At 67.7% G+C, this 15037-nt stretch carries 14 protein-coding genes and 1 riboswitch; of the genes, 8 read left to right on the top strand and 6 right to left on the bottom strand.

The window, feature by feature from the left end:
• Positions 1-57 precede the first annotated feature (57 nt).
• Positions 58-855, top strand: coding sequence for an alpha/beta fold hydrolase (locus A5760_RS06055; protein ID WP_064878705.1), 798 nt, complete (start codon positions 58-60; stop codon positions 853-855).
• On the opposite strand, the gene A5760_RS06050 is transcribed toward A5760_RS06055, so the two are convergent.
• Together A5760_RS06050 and A5760_RS06045 are read right to left on the bottom strand one after the other, a co-directional pair.
• Positions 848-2077 (bottom strand): NADP-dependent isocitrate dehydrogenase, encoded by a 1230-nt coding sequence (locus A5760_RS06050; RefSeq protein ID WP_064878661.1) that lies wholly within the window; start codon positions 2075-2077, stop codon positions 848-850. The two genes, A5760_RS06055 and A5760_RS06050, sit on opposite strands and share 8 nt — an antisense overlap.
• A gap of 27 nt (positions 2078-2104) precedes the next feature.
• The gene (locus A5760_RS06045; RefSeq protein ID WP_064878659.1) at positions 2105-4339 is read right to left on the bottom strand and encodes an NADP-dependent isocitrate dehydrogenase; all 2235 of its coding nucleotides are present in this window, start codon (positions 4337-4339) and stop codon (positions 2105-2107) included.
• A gap of 151 nt (positions 4340-4490) precedes the next feature.
• Positions 4491-4612: riboswitch (SAM riboswitch) on the top strand.
• Positions 4613-4774: 162 nt separating this feature from the next.
• Between A5760_RS06045 and A5760_RS06040 the strand changes: the two genes are divergently transcribed.
• From A5760_RS06040 to A5760_RS06025, 4 genes are read left to right on the top strand one after another with little or no spacing between them, the layout of a single operon-like run.
• Positions 4775-6145, top strand: coding sequence for a bifunctional o-acetylhomoserine/o-acetylserine sulfhydrylase (locus A5760_RS06040; RefSeq protein WP_064878657.1), 1371 nt, complete (start codon positions 4775-4777; stop codon positions 6143-6145).
• An 11-nt stretch (positions 6146-6156) separates the two neighbouring features.
• Positions 6157-7299 (top strand): homoserine O-acetyltransferase MetX, encoded by a 1143-nt coding sequence (gene metX, locus A5760_RS06035; protein WP_064878655.1) that lies wholly within the window; start codon positions 6157-6159, stop codon positions 7297-7299.
• Positions 7300-7302: 3 nt separating this feature from the next.
• On the top strand, positions 7303-8034 hold the full coding sequence (locus tag A5760_RS06030; RefSeq protein WP_064878653.1) for a class I SAM-dependent methyltransferase: 732 nt from the start codon (positions 7303-7305) through the stop codon (positions 8032-8034).
• A 2-nt stretch (positions 8035-8036) separates the two neighbouring features.
• Positions 8037-8471, top strand: coding sequence for a VOC family protein (locus A5760_RS06025; protein WP_064878703.1), 435 nt, complete (start codon positions 8037-8039; stop codon positions 8469-8471).
• 27 nt (positions 8472-8498) lie between these two features.
• On the opposite strand, the gene A5760_RS06020 is transcribed toward A5760_RS06025, so the two are convergent.
• Together A5760_RS06020 and A5760_RS06015 are read right to left on the bottom strand one after the other, a co-directional pair.
• On the bottom strand, positions 8499-9863 hold the full coding sequence (locus tag A5760_RS06020) for an HNH endonuclease signature motif containing protein (protein WP_064878651.1): 1365 nt from the start codon (positions 9861-9863) through the stop codon (positions 8499-8501).
• A gap of 78 nt (positions 9864-9941) precedes the next feature.
• The gene (locus A5760_RS06015; RefSeq protein ID WP_064878649.1) at positions 9942-11399 is read right to left on the bottom strand and encodes an FAD-dependent oxidoreductase; all 1458 of its coding nucleotides are present in this window, start codon (positions 11397-11399) and stop codon (positions 9942-9944) included.
• Positions 11400-11658: 259 nt separating this feature from the next.
• Here A5760_RS06015 and A5760_RS06010 point away from each other — a divergent pair, with 259 nt between their 5' ends.
• Positions 11659-12165: a DUF732 domain-containing protein gene (locus tag A5760_RS06010; RefSeq protein WP_082279369.1), complete on the top strand. Its 507-nt coding sequence runs from the start codon at positions 11659-11661 to the stop codon at positions 12163-12165.
• Here A5760_RS06010 and A5760_RS06005 read toward each other — a convergent pair.
• Together A5760_RS06005 and A5760_RS06000 are read right to left on the bottom strand one after the other, a co-directional pair.
• Complete coding sequence (locus A5760_RS06005; RefSeq protein WP_064878645.1) at positions 12162-12443, bottom strand: DUF3017 domain-containing protein; 282 nt, start codon at positions 12441-12443, stop codon at positions 12162-12164. The two genes, A5760_RS06010 and A5760_RS06005, sit on opposite strands and share 4 nt — an antisense overlap.
• Positions 12440-13285: a bifunctional methylenetetrahydrofolate dehydrogenase/methenyltetrahydrofolate cyclohydrolase gene (locus A5760_RS06000; RefSeq protein ID WP_064878701.1), complete on the bottom strand. Its 846-nt coding sequence runs from the start codon at positions 13283-13285 to the stop codon at positions 12440-12442. Before A5760_RS06000 ends, A5760_RS06005 begins: the two co-directional genes overlap by 4 nt.
• 81 nt (positions 13286-13366) lie before the next feature.
• On the opposite strand from A5760_RS06000, the gene A5760_RS05995 reads away from it, so the two are divergent.
• Together A5760_RS05995 and A5760_RS05990 are read left to right on the top strand one after the other, a co-directional pair.
• The gene (locus A5760_RS05995) at positions 13367-14572 is read left to right on the top strand and encodes an NADH:flavin oxidoreductase (protein ID WP_064878643.1); all 1206 of its coding nucleotides are present in this window, start codon (positions 13367-13369) and stop codon (positions 14570-14572) included.
• A 43-nt stretch (positions 14573-14615) separates the two neighbouring features.
• Positions 14616-15037: FHA domain-containing protein (locus tag A5760_RS05990; protein WP_419538225.1), on the top strand; the 422-nt coding region annotated here is incomplete at its 3' end.

The raw sequence follows: 15037 nt of genomic DNA, 5'->3' as shown, positions 1-15037 counted from the left end.
CACTCGGCGTCGCCTTCGGCCCGTTCGCCGATCCACCTCGGTTCCGGAGAGCCGGTCCTGATGCTGCACGGATTCCTCATGTCGCAGACTGTGTGGGATCCGGTCGCCCCGCGGCTGGCCGACACCGGCCGCTTCGAGGTGTTCGCCCCCACCATGGCCGGGCACAACGGCGGGCCCTACGCGGGCACCTGGCTGCTGAGCTCGTCGGTGCTGGCCGACCACCTCGAGCGCCAGCTCGACCAGCTCGGCTGGGAGACCGCCCACCTGGTGGGCAACTCGCTGGGCGGCTGGGTCGCATTCGAGCTGGAGCGGCGCGGGCGCGCCCGCAGCGTGACCGGCATCGGCGCCGCGGGCGGATGGACGCGGTGGAGCCCCGTGAAATTCGAGGTCATCAGCAAGTTCATCGCGGGCATGCCGGTCCTGGCGCTGGCCCGGCTGCTCGGCCAGCGCACCCTGCGGCTGCCGCTGAGCCGTCGGCTGGCCACCCTGCCGCTGACCGCGACGCCCGACGGGATCAGCGAGGAGCAGCTGCGCGGTGTCGTGGACGACGCCGCGCACTGCCCGGCCTACTTCCAGCTGCTGGTGAAGTCGCTGCTGGATCCCGGCCTGCTGCAGTTGGCCGACACCGCGGTGCCCGTCCAGCTGGTGCTGTGCGAGAAGGACCGGGTGGTGCCCGCGAGCAGGTTCAGCCGGCACTTCACCGACTACCTGCCGCCGGGGACGAAGATCACCAAGCTCGACGGCGTCGGGCACGTGCCGATGTTCGAGGCGCCCGACCGGGTCACCGCGACCATCGCCGACTTCATCGACGAGTGTGCCGGCGGGACCCACCGGCAACAGCCACCGGCTAGCTAGCCAGCCGTTTTTCCAGGTTCTCGGCGATCGAGTTGAGGAATTCCTCGCTCTGCTGCCACTCCTGGTCCGGGCCGATCAGGATGGCCAGGTCCTTGGTCATCTTGCCGCTCTCGGCGGTGGCGACCACCACGTTCTCCAGGGTCTGCGCGAACTCGATCACCTCGGGGGTGTCGTCCAGCTTGCCGCGGTGCGCCAGCCCGCGCGTCCAGGCGAAGATCGAGGCGATCGGGTTGGTCGAGGTCGGCTTGCCGGCCTGATACTGGCGGAAGTGCCGGGTGACGGTGCCGTGGGCGGCCTCGGCCTCGACCGTTTTGCCGTCGGCGGTCATCAGCACCGAGGTCATCAGCCCCAGCGAGCCGTAGCCCTGGGCGATGGCGTCGGACTGCACGTCGCCGTCGTAGTTCTTGCACGCCCACACGTAGCCGCCCTCCCACTTGAGGCAGGCGGCGACCATGTCGTCGATCAACCGGTGCTCGTAGGTCAGGCCCTCGGCCTCGAACTCCTCCTTGAACTCCTCGTCGTAGACGCGCTGGAACTCGTCTTTGAACATGCCGTCGTAGGCCTTGAGGATGGTGTTCTTGGTGGACAGATACACCGGCCATTTGGCGTTCAGGCCGTACTTGAACGACGCGCGGGCGAAGTCGCGAACGGAGTCCTTGAAGTTGTACATCCCCATCACCACACCGCCGTCCTCGGGGATGGACACCATCTCGTGCACCATCGGCTCGCTGCCGTCGGAGGGGGTGAAAGTGATGGCGACGGTTCCGGGCTTGTCGACCGCGAAGTTCGTCGCCCGGTACTGGTCGCCGAACGCGTGGCGGCCGATGACGATCGGCTTGGTCCAGCCCGGAACCAGGCGCGGCACGTTGGAGATCACGATTGGCTCGCGAAAGATGGTGCCGCCCAAGATGTTCCGGATCGTCCCATTCGGCGACGGCCACATCCTCTTGAGGTTGAATTCCTGGACGCGCGCCTCGTCGGGGGTGATGGTCGCGCACTTGACGCCCACGCCGTGCTTCTTGATCGCGTAGGCCGCGTCAATCGTCACCTGGTCGTCGGTGCGGTCGCGGTGCTCGATGCCCAGATCGTGGTAGTCCAGATCGATATCGAGGTACGGCAGGATCAGCATGTCCTTGATGAACTTCCAGATGACGCGGGTCATTTCGTCACCGTCGAGCTCTACAACGCGGCCCTTGACCTTGATCTTGGCGTCGCCTGCCATGTCGAGTCCGGCTTCCTACTTGCGGCTCTAGCCTGTCGAAGCCGCTAGCGCCTCGTTGAATGTCTTGCTGGGCCGCATGATCGCGGTGGTCTTCTCGGTGTCCGGCTGGTAGTAGCCACCGATGTCGACCGTCTCGCCCTGCGCCGCGGCCAGTTCGGACACGATGACTTCCTCGTGTTCGGCCAGCGATTCGGCCAGCGCGGCGAAGTGCTTGCGCAACTCGTCGTCGTCGGATTTCGCGAGTTCCTGCGCCCAGTACAGCGCCAGGTAGAACTGGCTGCCCCGGTTGTCGAGTTCACCGGTCTTGCGCGACGGGCTCTTGTTGTTCTCCAGCAGCTTGCCGATCGCGGCGTCCAGCGTCTTGCCCAGGACCTTGGCGCGCTCGTTGTCGGTCTTGATGCCGATGTCCTCGAAACACGCTCCCAGAGCGAGGAATTCACCCAGGGAATCCCAGCGCAGGTGGTTCTCCTCGACCAGCTGGTGGACGTGCTTGGGCGCCGAACCGCCCGCCCCGGTTTCGTACATACCGCCGCCGGCCATCAGCGGCACGATGGACAGCATCTTGGCACTGGTGCCCAGCTCCAGGATCGGGAACAAGTCGGTGAGGTAGTCGCGCAGGATGTTTCCGGTCGCGGCGATGGTGTCCTGCCCGCGCATGGCGCGCTCGATCGTGTGCCGCATGGCCCGTTCCTGCGACATCGTTTGAATGTCGAGGCCCTCGGTGTCGTGCTCGGCCAAGTAGGTGTTGACCTTCTTGCGCAGCTCGTTCTCGTGCGGGCGCTCCTGATCCAGCCAAAACACCACCGGCATACCCGAATTCCGGGCCCGGGTGACGGCCAGCTTGACCCAGTCGCGGATCGGCTCGTCGCGCACGATCGGCATCCGCCAGATGTCGCCCTCTTCGACGTTCTGGGTCAGCAGCACTTCCCCGGTGTCGAGGTCGACGATGTTGGCGACGCCGTCCTCGGAGATCTCGAACGTCTTGTCGTGCGAGCCGTACTCCTCGGCCTGCTGCGCCATCAGCCCGACGTTGGGAACGGTGCCCATCGTGGTCGGATCGAACTGCCCATGGGTCTTACAGAAGTTGATGATCTCCTGGTAGATCCGGGAGAAGGTGGACTCGGGGTTGACGGCCTTGGTGTCCTTCTGCCGCCCGTCGGCGCCCCACATCTTGCCGCCCGCGCGGATCATCGCCGGCATGGACGCGTCCACGATCACGTCGCTGGGCGAGTGAAAGTTGGTGATGCCCTTGGCCGAATCCACCATGGCCAGCTCGGGCCGGTGCTCGTGGCATGCGTGCAGGTCGCGGATGATCTCGTCATGCTGCGACGCGGGCAGCGATTCGATCTTGTCGTACAGATCGGACAATCCGTTGTTGACGTCGACGCCGAGTTCGTCGAACAGCGCGCCGTGCTTGGCGAACGCGTCCTTGTAGAAGATCTTCACGGCGTGGCCGAAGACGATGGGGTGCGACACCTTCATCATCGTCGCCTTGACGTGCAACGAGAACATCACACCCGTCTCGTAGGCGTCCTGCATCTGCTCCTCGTAGAACTCGATGAGGGCCTTCTTGCTCATGAACATCGAATCGATGACGTCGCCCTTGCGCAGCGACACCATGGGCTTGAGCACAATCGTCTTGCCGCCCTTGGTCTCCAGCTCCATCTTCACGTTGCACGCGCGGTCCAGCGTCATCGACTTCTCGCCGTGGTAGAAGTCGCCGTGCCGCATGGTCGCGACGTGGGTGCGCGACGCCTGCGACCACTTGCCCATGCTGTGCGGATGCTTGCGCGCGTACTCCTTGACGGCCTTGGGCGCGCGTCGGTCCGAGTTGCCTTGCCGCAGCACCGGATTGACCGCGCTGCCCAGGCACTTGGCGTAGCGGTCGCGGATCTCGCGGTCCTCGTCGGTCTTCGGGCTGTGCGGGAAGTCCGGGACCTTGAATCCCTTGCCCTGCAATTCCTTGATCGCGGCGATCAGCTGGGGCACCGAGGCGCTGATGTTCGGCAGCTTGATGATGTTGGTGTCGGCCAGCTTCGTCAGCCGCCCCAGCTCCGCCAGATTGTCGGGCACCCGCTGCTCTTCGGTCAGGTGCTCGGGGAACTCGGCCAGGATGCGGGCCGCCACGGAGATGTCGCTGGTCTTGATCTCGATGCCCGCCGGTTCGGCGAAGGCGCGCACGATCGGCAGGAACGCGTAAGTCGCCAGCAGCGGCGCTTCGTCGGTCAGTGTGTAGATGACGGTCGGCTGTTCGGCGCTCACGATCCCTCTCCCGGCGGCAATGATGGGTTGAAATTTTGGGGGCTCAGCGTTCTGACTGCCACGTTATCAAGGGTGTTTGGACAGGTGTCGACCTGCACATGCACCACGAAGGGTTGGCACCGACTCGGCACAGTAAGATAGTCTTCGTATTGGTCATGAGCGCCAGCATCAAGCCCCGGCTTGCTGGCCGGCAACCCTCCAACCGCGGTGGGGTGCCCCGGGTGATGACCAGGTTGAGTAGCCAGACAACCGGCTATCCGGCAAGCGCGGGTCCGCCGTGACGGGCCCCTGAGTAGACAGGGAAACGTGATGTGCGCTCGCTTCGCTCATTCGCTCCTCATCGTGTGTCGCTGCTAACCCACGGCGCCGGTTGACGCCGCCTTCCGGCGTCCCGCCCGTCCGCCAGCAGATCCCCTACGAGCAGAAAGCCACCCCGTGACCTCCGACAACGCCGATCACGACACCGATCCGACCGCGAACTGGTCGTTCGACACCAAGCAGGTGCACGCCGGCCAGCACCCGGACCCGGCCACCAACGCCCGGGCCCTGCCGATCTACCAGACCACGTCGTACACCTTCGACGACACCACTCACGCCGCCGCCCTGTTCGGGCTGGAAGTGCCGGGCAACATCTACACCCGGATCGGCAACCCGACCACCGACGTCGTCGAGCAGCGCGTCGCCGCGCTCGAGGGCGGGGTGGCGGCGCTGTTTCTGAGCTCCGGACAGGCCGCTGAGACTTTCGCCATATTGAATCTGGCTTGTGCCGGAGATCACATCGTCTCGAGCCCGCGGCTCTACGGCGGGACGTACAACCTGTTCCACTACTCGCTGGCCAAGCTCGGCATCGAGGTCACCTTCGTGGAGGACCCCGACGACCTGGATTCGTGGCAGTCGGCGGTGCGGCCGAACACCAAGGCCTTCTTCGGCGAGACCATCTCCAACCCGCAGATCGATGTGCTGGACATCCCCGGGGTCGCCGGGGTCGCGCACGCCAACGGCATCCCGCTGATCGTCGACAACACCATCGCCACGCCGTACCTGATCCAGCCGCTTTCGCACGGCGCCGACATCGTCGTGCACTCGGCCACCAAGTACCTCGGCGGGCACGGCTCGGCGATCGCCGGGGTCATCGTCGACGGCGGCACGTTCGACTGGACGCAGGGCCGCTTCCCGGGCTTCACCACCCCCGACCCGAGCTACCACGGAGTGGTGTTCGCCGAGCTCGGTCCGCCCGCCTACGCGCTCAAGGCGCGCGTGCAGTTGCTGCGCGACCTCGGTTCGGCCGCTTCCCCGTTCAACGCGTTCCTGGTCGCCCAGGGCATCGAGACGCTGAGCCTGCGCATGGAGCGCCACGTCGCCAACGCGCAGCGCGTGGCCGAGTACCTGGCCGGCCACGACGGCGTGCTGTCGGTCAACTACGCGGGCCTGCCCGGCTCGCCCTGGCATGAGCGGGCTAAGAAGCTGGCGCCCAAGGGAACCGGCGCGGTGCTGGCCTTCGAGCTGGCCGGCGGCGTCGAGGCCGGCAAGGCGTTCGTGAACGCGCTGAAGCTGCACAGCCACGTCGCCAACATCGGCGACGTGCGCTCCCTGGTGATCCACCCGGCGTCCACGACGCACGCGCAGCTCTCCGCGCAGGAGCAGCTGAGCACCGGGGTCAGCCCCGGGCTGGTGCGCCTGGCCGTCGGCATCGAGGGCATCGACGACATCCTGGCCGACCTCGAGCTCGGCTTCGCGGCGGCGAGCAAATTCGGTGCGACGGCGGGGGCGTCCGGCACCGATCCGCAGGCCGTGGCGGCGTTCTAAGGGGCCCGGCGATGACGATCTCCGACGTTCCGACCCAGACGCTGCCCGACGAAGGCGAAATCGGCTTCGTCCACATCGGCTCGCTGACCACCGAGAGCGGCGCGGTCATCGACGACGTGCACATCGCCATCCAGCGCTGGGGCGAGTTGTCGCCGACGCGCGACAACGTGGTGGTGGTGCTGCACGCGCTGACCGGCGACTCGCACATCACCGGACCCGCCGGGCCCGGACACCCCACCGGCGGCTGGTGGGACGGGATGGTCGGGCCGGGCGCGCCGATCGACACCAACCGCTGGTGCGCGCTGGCCACCAACGTGCTGGGCGGTTGCCGCGGCTCCACCGGGCCGAGCTCGCGGACCCGGGACGGAAAGCCTTGGGGCTCAAGGTTCCCCCGCATCACGATCCGCGACCAGGTCGAGGCCGACGTCGCCGCGCTCGCCGCGCTGGGGATCGAACGAGTCGCCGCGGTGGTCGGTGGATCCATGGGCGGCGCAAGGGCTTTGGAGTGGATCGTCGGTCACCCGGACCGGGTCAGGGCCGGGCTGCTGCTGGCGGTCGGCGCGCGCGCCACCGCCGACCAGATCGGCACGCAGTCCACGCAGATCGCGGCGATCAAGGCCGACCCGAACTGGCAGGGCGGCGACTACCACGACACCGGCCTGGCGCCCGACACCGGTCTGACGATCGCCCGCCGCTTCGCGCACCTGACCTATCGCGGTGAGGCCGAGCTGGACACCCGGTTCGGCAACGACGCGCAGAACGACGAGGATCCGAACAACGGCGGCCGCTACGCGGTGCAGAGCTATCTCGAGTACCAGGGCAACAAGCTGCTGGAGCGTTTCGACGCGGGCAGCTACGTGGCCCTGACCGAGGCGCTGAACAGTCACGACGTCGGCCGGGCCCGCGGCGGGGTGCGTAAAGCGTTGCGTAACTGCCCGGTTCCGGTGGTGGTCGGCGGCATCACCTCCGACCGGCTCTACCCGCTGCGCCTGCAGCAGGAGTTGGCCGAGCAGCTGCCCGGCTGCACCGACCTGCAGGTCGTGGACTCCCCGTGCGGGCACGACGGCTTCCTGGTGGAATCCGACGCCGTCGGCGAAATGATCCGTAAGACACTGGTGTTGGCCGACTCGGCCGCCAGGGAAGGCGCGTCGTAACGCATGACCCGCTCGCGGCACGACCGCTCCCTCTCGTTCGGCTCGGCGGCCGCGGCTTATGAGCGTGGGCGTCCTTCCTATCCCCCGGAGGCGATCGACTGGCTGTTGCCGGTCGGGGCGCGCCAGGTGCTCGACCTGGGCGCCGGCACCGGCAAGCTGACCACCCGGCTGGTGGAACGCGGCCTGGACGTGGTGGCCGTCGACCCGATTCAGGACATGCTGGAGGTGTTGCGCACCTCGCTGCCGGAGACCAGGGCGCTGCTGGGCACCGCGGAAGAGATTCCGTTGGAGGACAACAGCGTTGACGTGGTGCTGGTGGCACAGGCCTGGCATTGGGTGGATCCGGAGCGCGCGATTCCGGAGGTGGCCCGGGTGCTGCGGCCCGGCGGCCGGCTGGGCCTGGTGTGGAACACCCGCGACGAGCGGCTCGGCTGGGTGCGCGAACTGGGCCAGATCATCGGCAGCGACGGCGACGGCCGCACCCAGGTGATGCTGCCCGAGCCGTTCGCCGACCTGGCGCATCATCGGGTCGAGTGGACGAGTTACCTTACGCCGCAGGCGTTGATCGACCTGGTCGCGTCGCGCAGCTACTGCATCACTTCGCCGACCGAGGTCCGCACCCAGACGCTGGACCAGGTGCGCCAATTGCTGGCCACCCATCCGGCGCTGGCGAATTCGACGGGCCTGGCGCTGCCCTACGTCACCATGTGCACGCGGGCAACGCTGGCCGGCTGAGCATGGAGCAACGACTGAGTTTGATCACCCTGGGCGTTGCCGACCTGGATCGCGCCCATCATTTCTATGAATGCCTTGGCTGGCGCGGTCAACGGGTGCAGGAAACGGTCTTCTTCCAAGCGGGCGGTCTCGCGGTGAGTCTGTGGGCACGCGAGAAGCTTTCGGCCGATCTCGGCATAACGGACCAAGGTGATGACGGCTTCGGCGGCCTCGCGTTGGCTCACAACGTGCGCTCGCGCGCCGAAGTGGACGAGATCCTCGCCATGGCAGAAGATTCCGGAGCGACCATTACACGCGCTGCCGCCGAGACGTTCTATGGCGGGTATGCGGGCGCGTTCCGCGATCTCGATGGTCACGCGTGGGAGGTCGCCCACAACCCAGGGTTCGCGCTAGCCGAAGACGGCGCGATCACCGTGCCCGACTTCTCAGATGTCTAATTGCCCTGGTTCAGTACGCCGGGCCGGTTACCACTCATCATCGTCGTCCTCACCCAGCAGCTTCTCCGGGTGGTGGAAGGTGTTGGTGCGGGGTCGGTCGCGTTCGAGGTGAGGCGGTGGTTGCCATTCGGTGTCTCCGCGCGCGTTTTTTCGGGTGGTCCAGCCGCCGGGTCGCAACAGGCGGTGATGGGGGCCGCAGGCGAAGGTGAGGTTGTTGACGTCGGTGGTATGGCACTTGCTGTAGTCGGTGACGTGGTGGACTTCGCAGTAGTAGCCGGGCACGGTACAGCCCGGGGTGCTACAACCGCGGTCCTTGGCGTACAACATGATTCGCTGTCCCGGCGAGGCGAGTCGCTTGGTGTGATAGAGCGCCAGGGCCTTGCCCTTGTCGAAGATGGCCAGATAGTGATGGGCGTGGCGGGCCAGGCGGATCACGTCGCTCATCGGCAGGATGGTGCCGCCACCGGTCAACCCACGCCCGGCCGCCGCTTCAATGTCCTGCAGTGTCGTGGTGATGACGATGCAGGCCGGTAAGCCGTTGTGCTGCCCCAGGTCTCCGGAGGCCAGCAGCGCGCGCAGGGCGGCCAGCAGTCCGTCGTGGTTGCGCTGGGCCGGGGATCGCGGGTCACCCTCGATGGCTTCCTGGGTGGGCGCGCCGGCCACGCATGGGGAGTCATCGAGGGGGTTGCACATGCCCGGCGCCGCGAGTTTCGCCAACACGGCTTCCAGCGTGGCGCGCGCTTCGGGCGTCAGCCAGCCGCGCAGCGCCGACATGCCGTCGGCTTGCTGGTTACCCAGCGTCAGGCCGCGCTGACGCGCCCGGTCCTCGTCGGTGAAGGTGCCGTCGGGGTTGAGGCAGTCGGCGAGTGCGTTGGCCAGCGCGGCCAGTTGTTCGGGACGAAACCGGCTGCCCTCCTTGGCCAACCGGGCCTCGGCCTGCTCGCGGGTGGCCGCGTCCACCCAGCCGGGCAGCTGGTGGTAGAACTTGCGGATCACCGTGACCTGACCGGCCCCCAGCGTGCCGTCGCGTTGGGCGGCCGCGGTGGCGGTCAGGGCGGGTGGGAGCGGTTCGCCGGTCAGGCCGTGCCGCGGGCCCAGATCCCGCGCCTCTTTGATGCGCCGGGATGCCTCGCCGCGGCTGATCAGAGTTGCCTCGGCGATCGCATGGACCGCTGTGCCGCCGAGCTCTAGGGAGGGGGCCTGGCGGGCAAGGGAATTGATCAGCGGATGCTCGACGGCCGGGATGCGCCGGCGCTGCTGTTCGCAACGCCGCAACACCGCCAGCTGCTGCTGCGGGTCAAGCGCGTCGAAGTTCAGCGCGCAGGCTCGATCCCAGGCGGCATCAAGCGCGTCGAACACCGCGTCGACATCCTGCTGACTACCTGGACTCACACCGCCAAACTAGCCGCACCCACCGACAAAAAGGCGCCCGATGTAACAGTTGAAACAGAAGTGGTGCAAGAGGTTTCGCTAGAAATCCAGTCCCGAGAACATCATCCGATTGGGATCGTACTTCTGCCGGACGGTGGTCAGCCGCGGCAGGTTCGAGCCGTAATAGCGGGCCGGCGTGGGATTGGGCTCCAGGTAGTTGACGTAGCCGCCGACCGAGAACTGTTGCACCGCCTGGTGTGCGCCGCCCACCCAGGTGGTCGCGGCGCCGACCTGGTTGCCGGCGGGCTCGACATACCACTGCACCACCGCGGACTGATTGCGCCACGGGAACGCGGTATCGCCCGGAGCCACGTCGGCCACCGCGCCACCGAGCGGATCGATCAGGACCGAGGCGTGTCCCGCGCCGGAGGCCGGCCACTGCCCGGCCGCGGTCGCAATGGCATGGGCCGCAGCCGAAGTCATCGGCCCGATCACGTCGCACCCGGCCACGAAGCCGCGCGCCGGGCTGGTCCCGCTGCCACCGGCCAGATAGGTGACCAGGTCCATGTGGCTGAGCGTCTTGTTGGTCACCGCGCTGGGCGCCAGCCCCACCGCCGACTTGAGGGCGTCCACCACAGCGGAGCCGGTGCCGGACGGAGCCGTCGCCAGCACATGGCAATTCGCCTGTGCCGAACCGACCGACAGGTCGACCATCCCCCACGTGTTCCGGTCGGCACCCGCCAGCCAGGACTGCCAGCCGGTGAGCACCTGCACCGCCGACGACGGCGGAAAGTCGAGCCGCACCAGGTCGCTGTCCGCGGTGGCGAAGGTCGCGAACGTCATCGAGGTGGTCACCCCGAAGTTGCCGCCGCCGCCACCGCGCAACGCCCAGAACAGATCCGGGTTGTCGTTGGCCGACGCGGTCACCACGTCGCCGCTGGGCAGCACCACGGTCGCGGACTGCAACGCGTCGCAGGTGAGCCCGGCGCGCCGGGCGTCGGCCCCCACCCCGCCGCCCAACGCCAGCCCCGCCATGCCGACGGTCGGACAGGTGCCGGTGGGAACGGCGCGGCCCGCGCCGGCCAGGGCCTGGTGTACCGCATACAGATTCGTCGCCGGGGTCACCGTGACGTTGTTGCCGTCGAAGTTCGTCCCGCCGGGAAGGCCGCGCAGATCGAGCACCATGGTGCCGTTGGCGCCGGACGCCCCGACATACGAATGCCCGCCGCCGCGCGGGGCGATCTTGAGGTTGTTGGCCTTCGCGAACGCGACCGCCTTCTGCACATCGGCCTGCGACGAAACCCGCACCACCGCGGCGGGATTGGAGTTGTTGTAGAACGAGTTGAAAACCTGTTTGCCGGTGGAGAATTGGGTGCCGTTGGCCGGCAACAGCACGCTGCCGCCGATCGACGAGGCCAGGCCGCTCCACCCGGCGGCCGGGTCCGCGGCCGCCGAGCCGGTGCCGAACACCGCTCCCGTCGCGAACGTGACGGCGCCGCGAAGAAACGCCTGACGCGAGATCACATGGCTGGGCGGACGGCTGCGATTAGTCGTCATGGGGCGGATTCTGGTTCATTCCGCGCCCAGAATTCCGGTGCCGCCGCCCGTGTTACATCACAGTGTGGCGTCGATCCGCCGCCCGGCCTTGCGCAATTCGGCCGCGTAATAACCGACGCCACGCCGACCGTGACCTCACGAAACGCTTATTGTGCGAACCTTTACCCCACCGTGTCGCAAACGTGACAGTCATAGATCAGAGTTCGTAGGCGTGATCCGAGTGCCTCAGACGCACTCCATGGCGGACGGGGAAACTGGCGTGAAGGCATTTGCACGAACTCATCAATGGATCTGGGTTTTGCGTCATCAGCCCTTCACCATTCGCCTGCTTGCCGCCGCCGCCGGCCTGCTGACCGTCGCCTCGGCGTTCGCGGCGCCGGCCGGAGCGAATGGGAATGGCGACGACTTCATCGACGCGCTCAACCACGCCGGCATTGATTTCGGCGAACCCGGCAACGCGATGTCGGTCGGCGAGTCGGTGTGCCCGATGCTGTCGCAGCCGGGTGGCAATTTCGCCGCCGTCGCGTCCAGCGTCGCCGGCCGGGGCATGTCACCCACGATGGCGCGCATGTTCACCACGATCGCGATCCAGACCTACTGCCCCGAGGAGATGGCGAACATCGCCAACGGCAACCTGTCCGGTGCCATGCCGCCGGGAATAGCCGGGCAGGTTCCGGGGCTGGCCGGGCAGATGCCGGGCATGGCGGGACAGATCCCGGGCATGCCAGGGATGCCCGGCCAGGTTCCGGCGCTGCCGAGGTACTAGCGGGTGCCCAGCGGGTCGATTGTCCATGCGATGTAGAACATCGCCGCCCCGACCGTCGCGGTGGTCATGAAGTCGATTCCCTTGGCGCGCACCACCAGAAGGCCGGCCCGGTCCTCGGACAACACCAGCCGCAGCAGCGCCGCCACGCCGACGCCGATGCCGATCAACAGCGAACCGCGACGCCAGAAGTTGGCCCCGACCAAGGCCAGCGCCGCCGCAAAGATCAGGCCCACCAACACAATTGGCCATTGGGCCCGCAGCACGGTGCGGGGGGTCATTGCCGCTCGGCCAGCTCGACGACGTTGGTCAGCAGGAACGCTCGGGTCAGCGGTCCCACGCCGCCGGGGTTCGGCGACACGTGGCCGGCCACCTCCCACACGTCCGGGTGCACGTCGCCGGCGAGCTTGCCGTCGACCCGGCTGACGCCGACGTCGATGACCGCGGCACCGGCGCGCACCATGTCGGCGGTCAGTAGATGCGGCACTCCCACGCCGGCGACGATGATGTCCGCCTGTCTGGTCAGCGCCGGCAGATCACGAGTTCCGGTGTGGCACAACGTCACTGTGGCGTTCTCGGAGCGTCGGGTCAGCAGTAGCCCCAACGGGCGACCGACGGTGACGCCGCGGCCGATGACGACCACGTGCGCCCCGGCGATCTCGACGTCGTAGCGCCGCAGCAGATGCACGATGCCGCGCGGCGTGCACGGCAGCGGGGCCGGGTCCATCAGCACCAGCCGGCCCAGGTTGGTCGGGTGCAGCCCGTCGGCGTCCTTGTCCGGGTCCACCCGCTCCAGCGCCGCGTTCTCGTCCAGCTGCTTGGGCAGCGGCAACTGCACGATGTAACCGGTGCAGTCGGGATTGGCGTTGAGCTCGTCGATGGTCTCGTTGAGCGTGGCGGTGCTGATGTCGGCGGGCAGGTCGCGGCGGATCGAGGTGATGCCGACCTTGGCGCAATCGGCGTGCTTACCGCGCACGTATGCCTGCGAGCCGGGGTCGTCGCCCACCAGGATGGTGCCCAGCCCTGGAGTGCGGCCCGCTGCGGTCAACGCGGTCACCCGCTGTTTGAGGTCGACGAAGATCTCGTCGCGGGTGGCCTTGCCGTCCAGCGTGATTGCTCCCACGCTGACAGTCTGGCAGATATCATGATGGCGACCCGCCACGCCCGGCTTCGCCGCGCTTGCGATCGCCATTAGGCTCCCGGTATGTCTACCCCTCCGGACGTGTTCAGCCCCGCGAAGCTCGGTCCGATAACGCTGCGTAACCGCACCATCAAGTCCGCCACCTTCGAGGCGCGCACGCCCGAGGCGCTGGTGACCGACGACCTCATCGAATACCACCGGCTGCCTGCCGCGGGCGGGGTCGGCATGACGACCGTCGCCTACTGCGCCGTCTCCCCCGGCGGACGCACCGAGGGCAACGGAATCTGGATGCGACCCGAGGCGGTGCCCGGGTTCCGCAGGCTCACCGACGCGATCCACGCCGAGGGCGCCGCGGTCAGCGCGCAGATCGGCCATGCCGGCCCGGTGGCCAACGCCAAGTCCAACAAGGCGAAGGCGCTGGCGCCGGTCCGGTTCTTCAACCCGATCGGGATGCGGTTCGCCAAGAAAGCGGCCCGCGAGGACATCGACGAGGTGATCGCCGGGCACGCCAACGCCGCCCGGCTGGCCATCGAGGCCGGCTTCGACGCCGTCGAAATCCATTTGGGCCACAACTACTTGGCGAGTTCGTTCCTGTCCCCACTGATCAACCGCCGCGACGACGAGTTCGGCGGATCTCTGCAGAACCGGGCCAAGGTCGCCCGCGGCATGGTGATGGCCGTCCGGCAGGCGGTGGAAAAGGAGGGCACGCCCATCGCGGTGACGGCCAAGCTGAACATGGCCGACGGGGTGCGCGGCGGCATCAGCACGGACGAATCGCTGATCACCGCCAAGTGGCTGGAGGAGGACGGCGGGCTGGACGCGATCGAACTCACCGCGGGCAGCTCGCTGGTCAACCCGATGTACCTGTTCCGCGGCGACGCGCCGCTCAAGGAGTTCGCCGCGGCGTTCAAGCCGCCGCTGAGCTGGGGCATGCGCATGACGGGCAAGAAGTTCTTGCGCGAGTACCCCTACCGCGAGGCCTATCTGTTGCGCGACGCCAAGCTGTTCCGCAACGAGTTGAAGATGCCGCTGATCCTGCTCGGCGGCATCACCAACCGGGAGACGATGGACCTGGCGATGGCGGAGGGCTTCGAGTTCGTCGCGATGGCCCGCGCGCTGCTGGCCGAGCCGGATCTGATCAACCGGATCGCCGCTGATGGCGCCCAGCACCAGGTGCATTCGGCGTGCACGCACTGCAATCAGTGCATGCCGACGATCTACACCCGAACGCACTGCGTGGTGACTGGCGCGCCCGACGCGGCCCGGTGACGCTCAGAGCTAAACCACAGGGCTGCAAGCTACAGTTGTGGCGATGTCAGCACCAGCCCCGCCAGCGCTAACCGTCCATCACGAAGGATCGGAACGCACCTTCGCAGCGGGCCACGATGTAGTAGTCGGGCGCGATCTGCGAGCGGACATGCGTATCACCCACCCGTTGATTTCGCGTGCCCACCTGCTGCTGCGTTTCGATCAGGGCAAGTGGCTGGCCATCGACAACGGTTCGCTCAACGGAACTTTCGTCAACGGCCGGCGCGTGCCGGTGGTCGAGATCCACGACGGGCAGACCCTGAACATCGGAAACCCCGACGGACCGCTGCTGACCTTCGACGTCGGGCGCCACCAGGGCATGGCCGGGCGCCCGCCCCGAACCGAATCGATGAACATCCCGATGGCGGTCCCGCCGCAGGCCGCGGCGTGGTCGGCGCAGCCGGCACCGCCCGTCGCCCCGCCGCC

The sequence above is a fragment of the Mycobacterium colombiense genome, assembly GCF_001665835.1.
GTDB classification, from domain to species: domain Bacteria; phylum Actinomycetota; class Actinomycetes; order Mycobacteriales; family Mycobacteriaceae; genus Mycobacterium; species Mycobacterium colombiense_A.
This window is presented reverse-complemented; position numbering and strand designations above follow the sequence as displayed.

What these genes read in the sequence shown, in the direction of transcription:
- A5760_RS06005 (WP_064878645.1), bottom strand. Translation starts at nt 12,443, where the DNA reads ATGACCCCCCGCACCGTGCTGCGGGCCCAATGGCCAATTGTGTTGGTG.
- A5760_RS06015 (WP_064878649.1), bottom strand. Translation starts at nt 11,399, where the DNA reads ATGACGACTAATCGCAGCCGTCCGCCCAGCCATGTGATCTCGCGTCAG.
- A5760_RS06030 (WP_064878653.1), top strand. Translation starts at nt 7,303, where the DNA reads ATGACCCGCTCGCGGCACGACCGCTCCCTCTCGTTCGGCTCGGCGGCC.
- A5760_RS06050 (WP_064878661.1), bottom strand. Translation starts at nt 2,077, where the DNA reads ATGGCAGGCGACGCCAAGATCAAGGTCAAGGGCCGCGTTGTAGAGCTC.
- metX (WP_064878655.1), top strand. Translation starts at nt 6,157, where the DNA reads ATGACGATCTCCGACGTTCCGACCCAGACGCTGCCCGACGAAGGCGAA.
- A5760_RS06025 (WP_064878703.1), top strand. Translation starts at nt 8,037, where the DNA reads ATGGAGCAACGACTGAGTTTGATCACCCTGGGCGTTGCCGACCTGGAT.
- A5760_RS05995 (WP_064878643.1), top strand. Translation starts at nt 13,367, where the DNA reads ATGTCTACCCCTCCGGACGTGTTCAGCCCCGCGAAGCTCGGTCCGATA.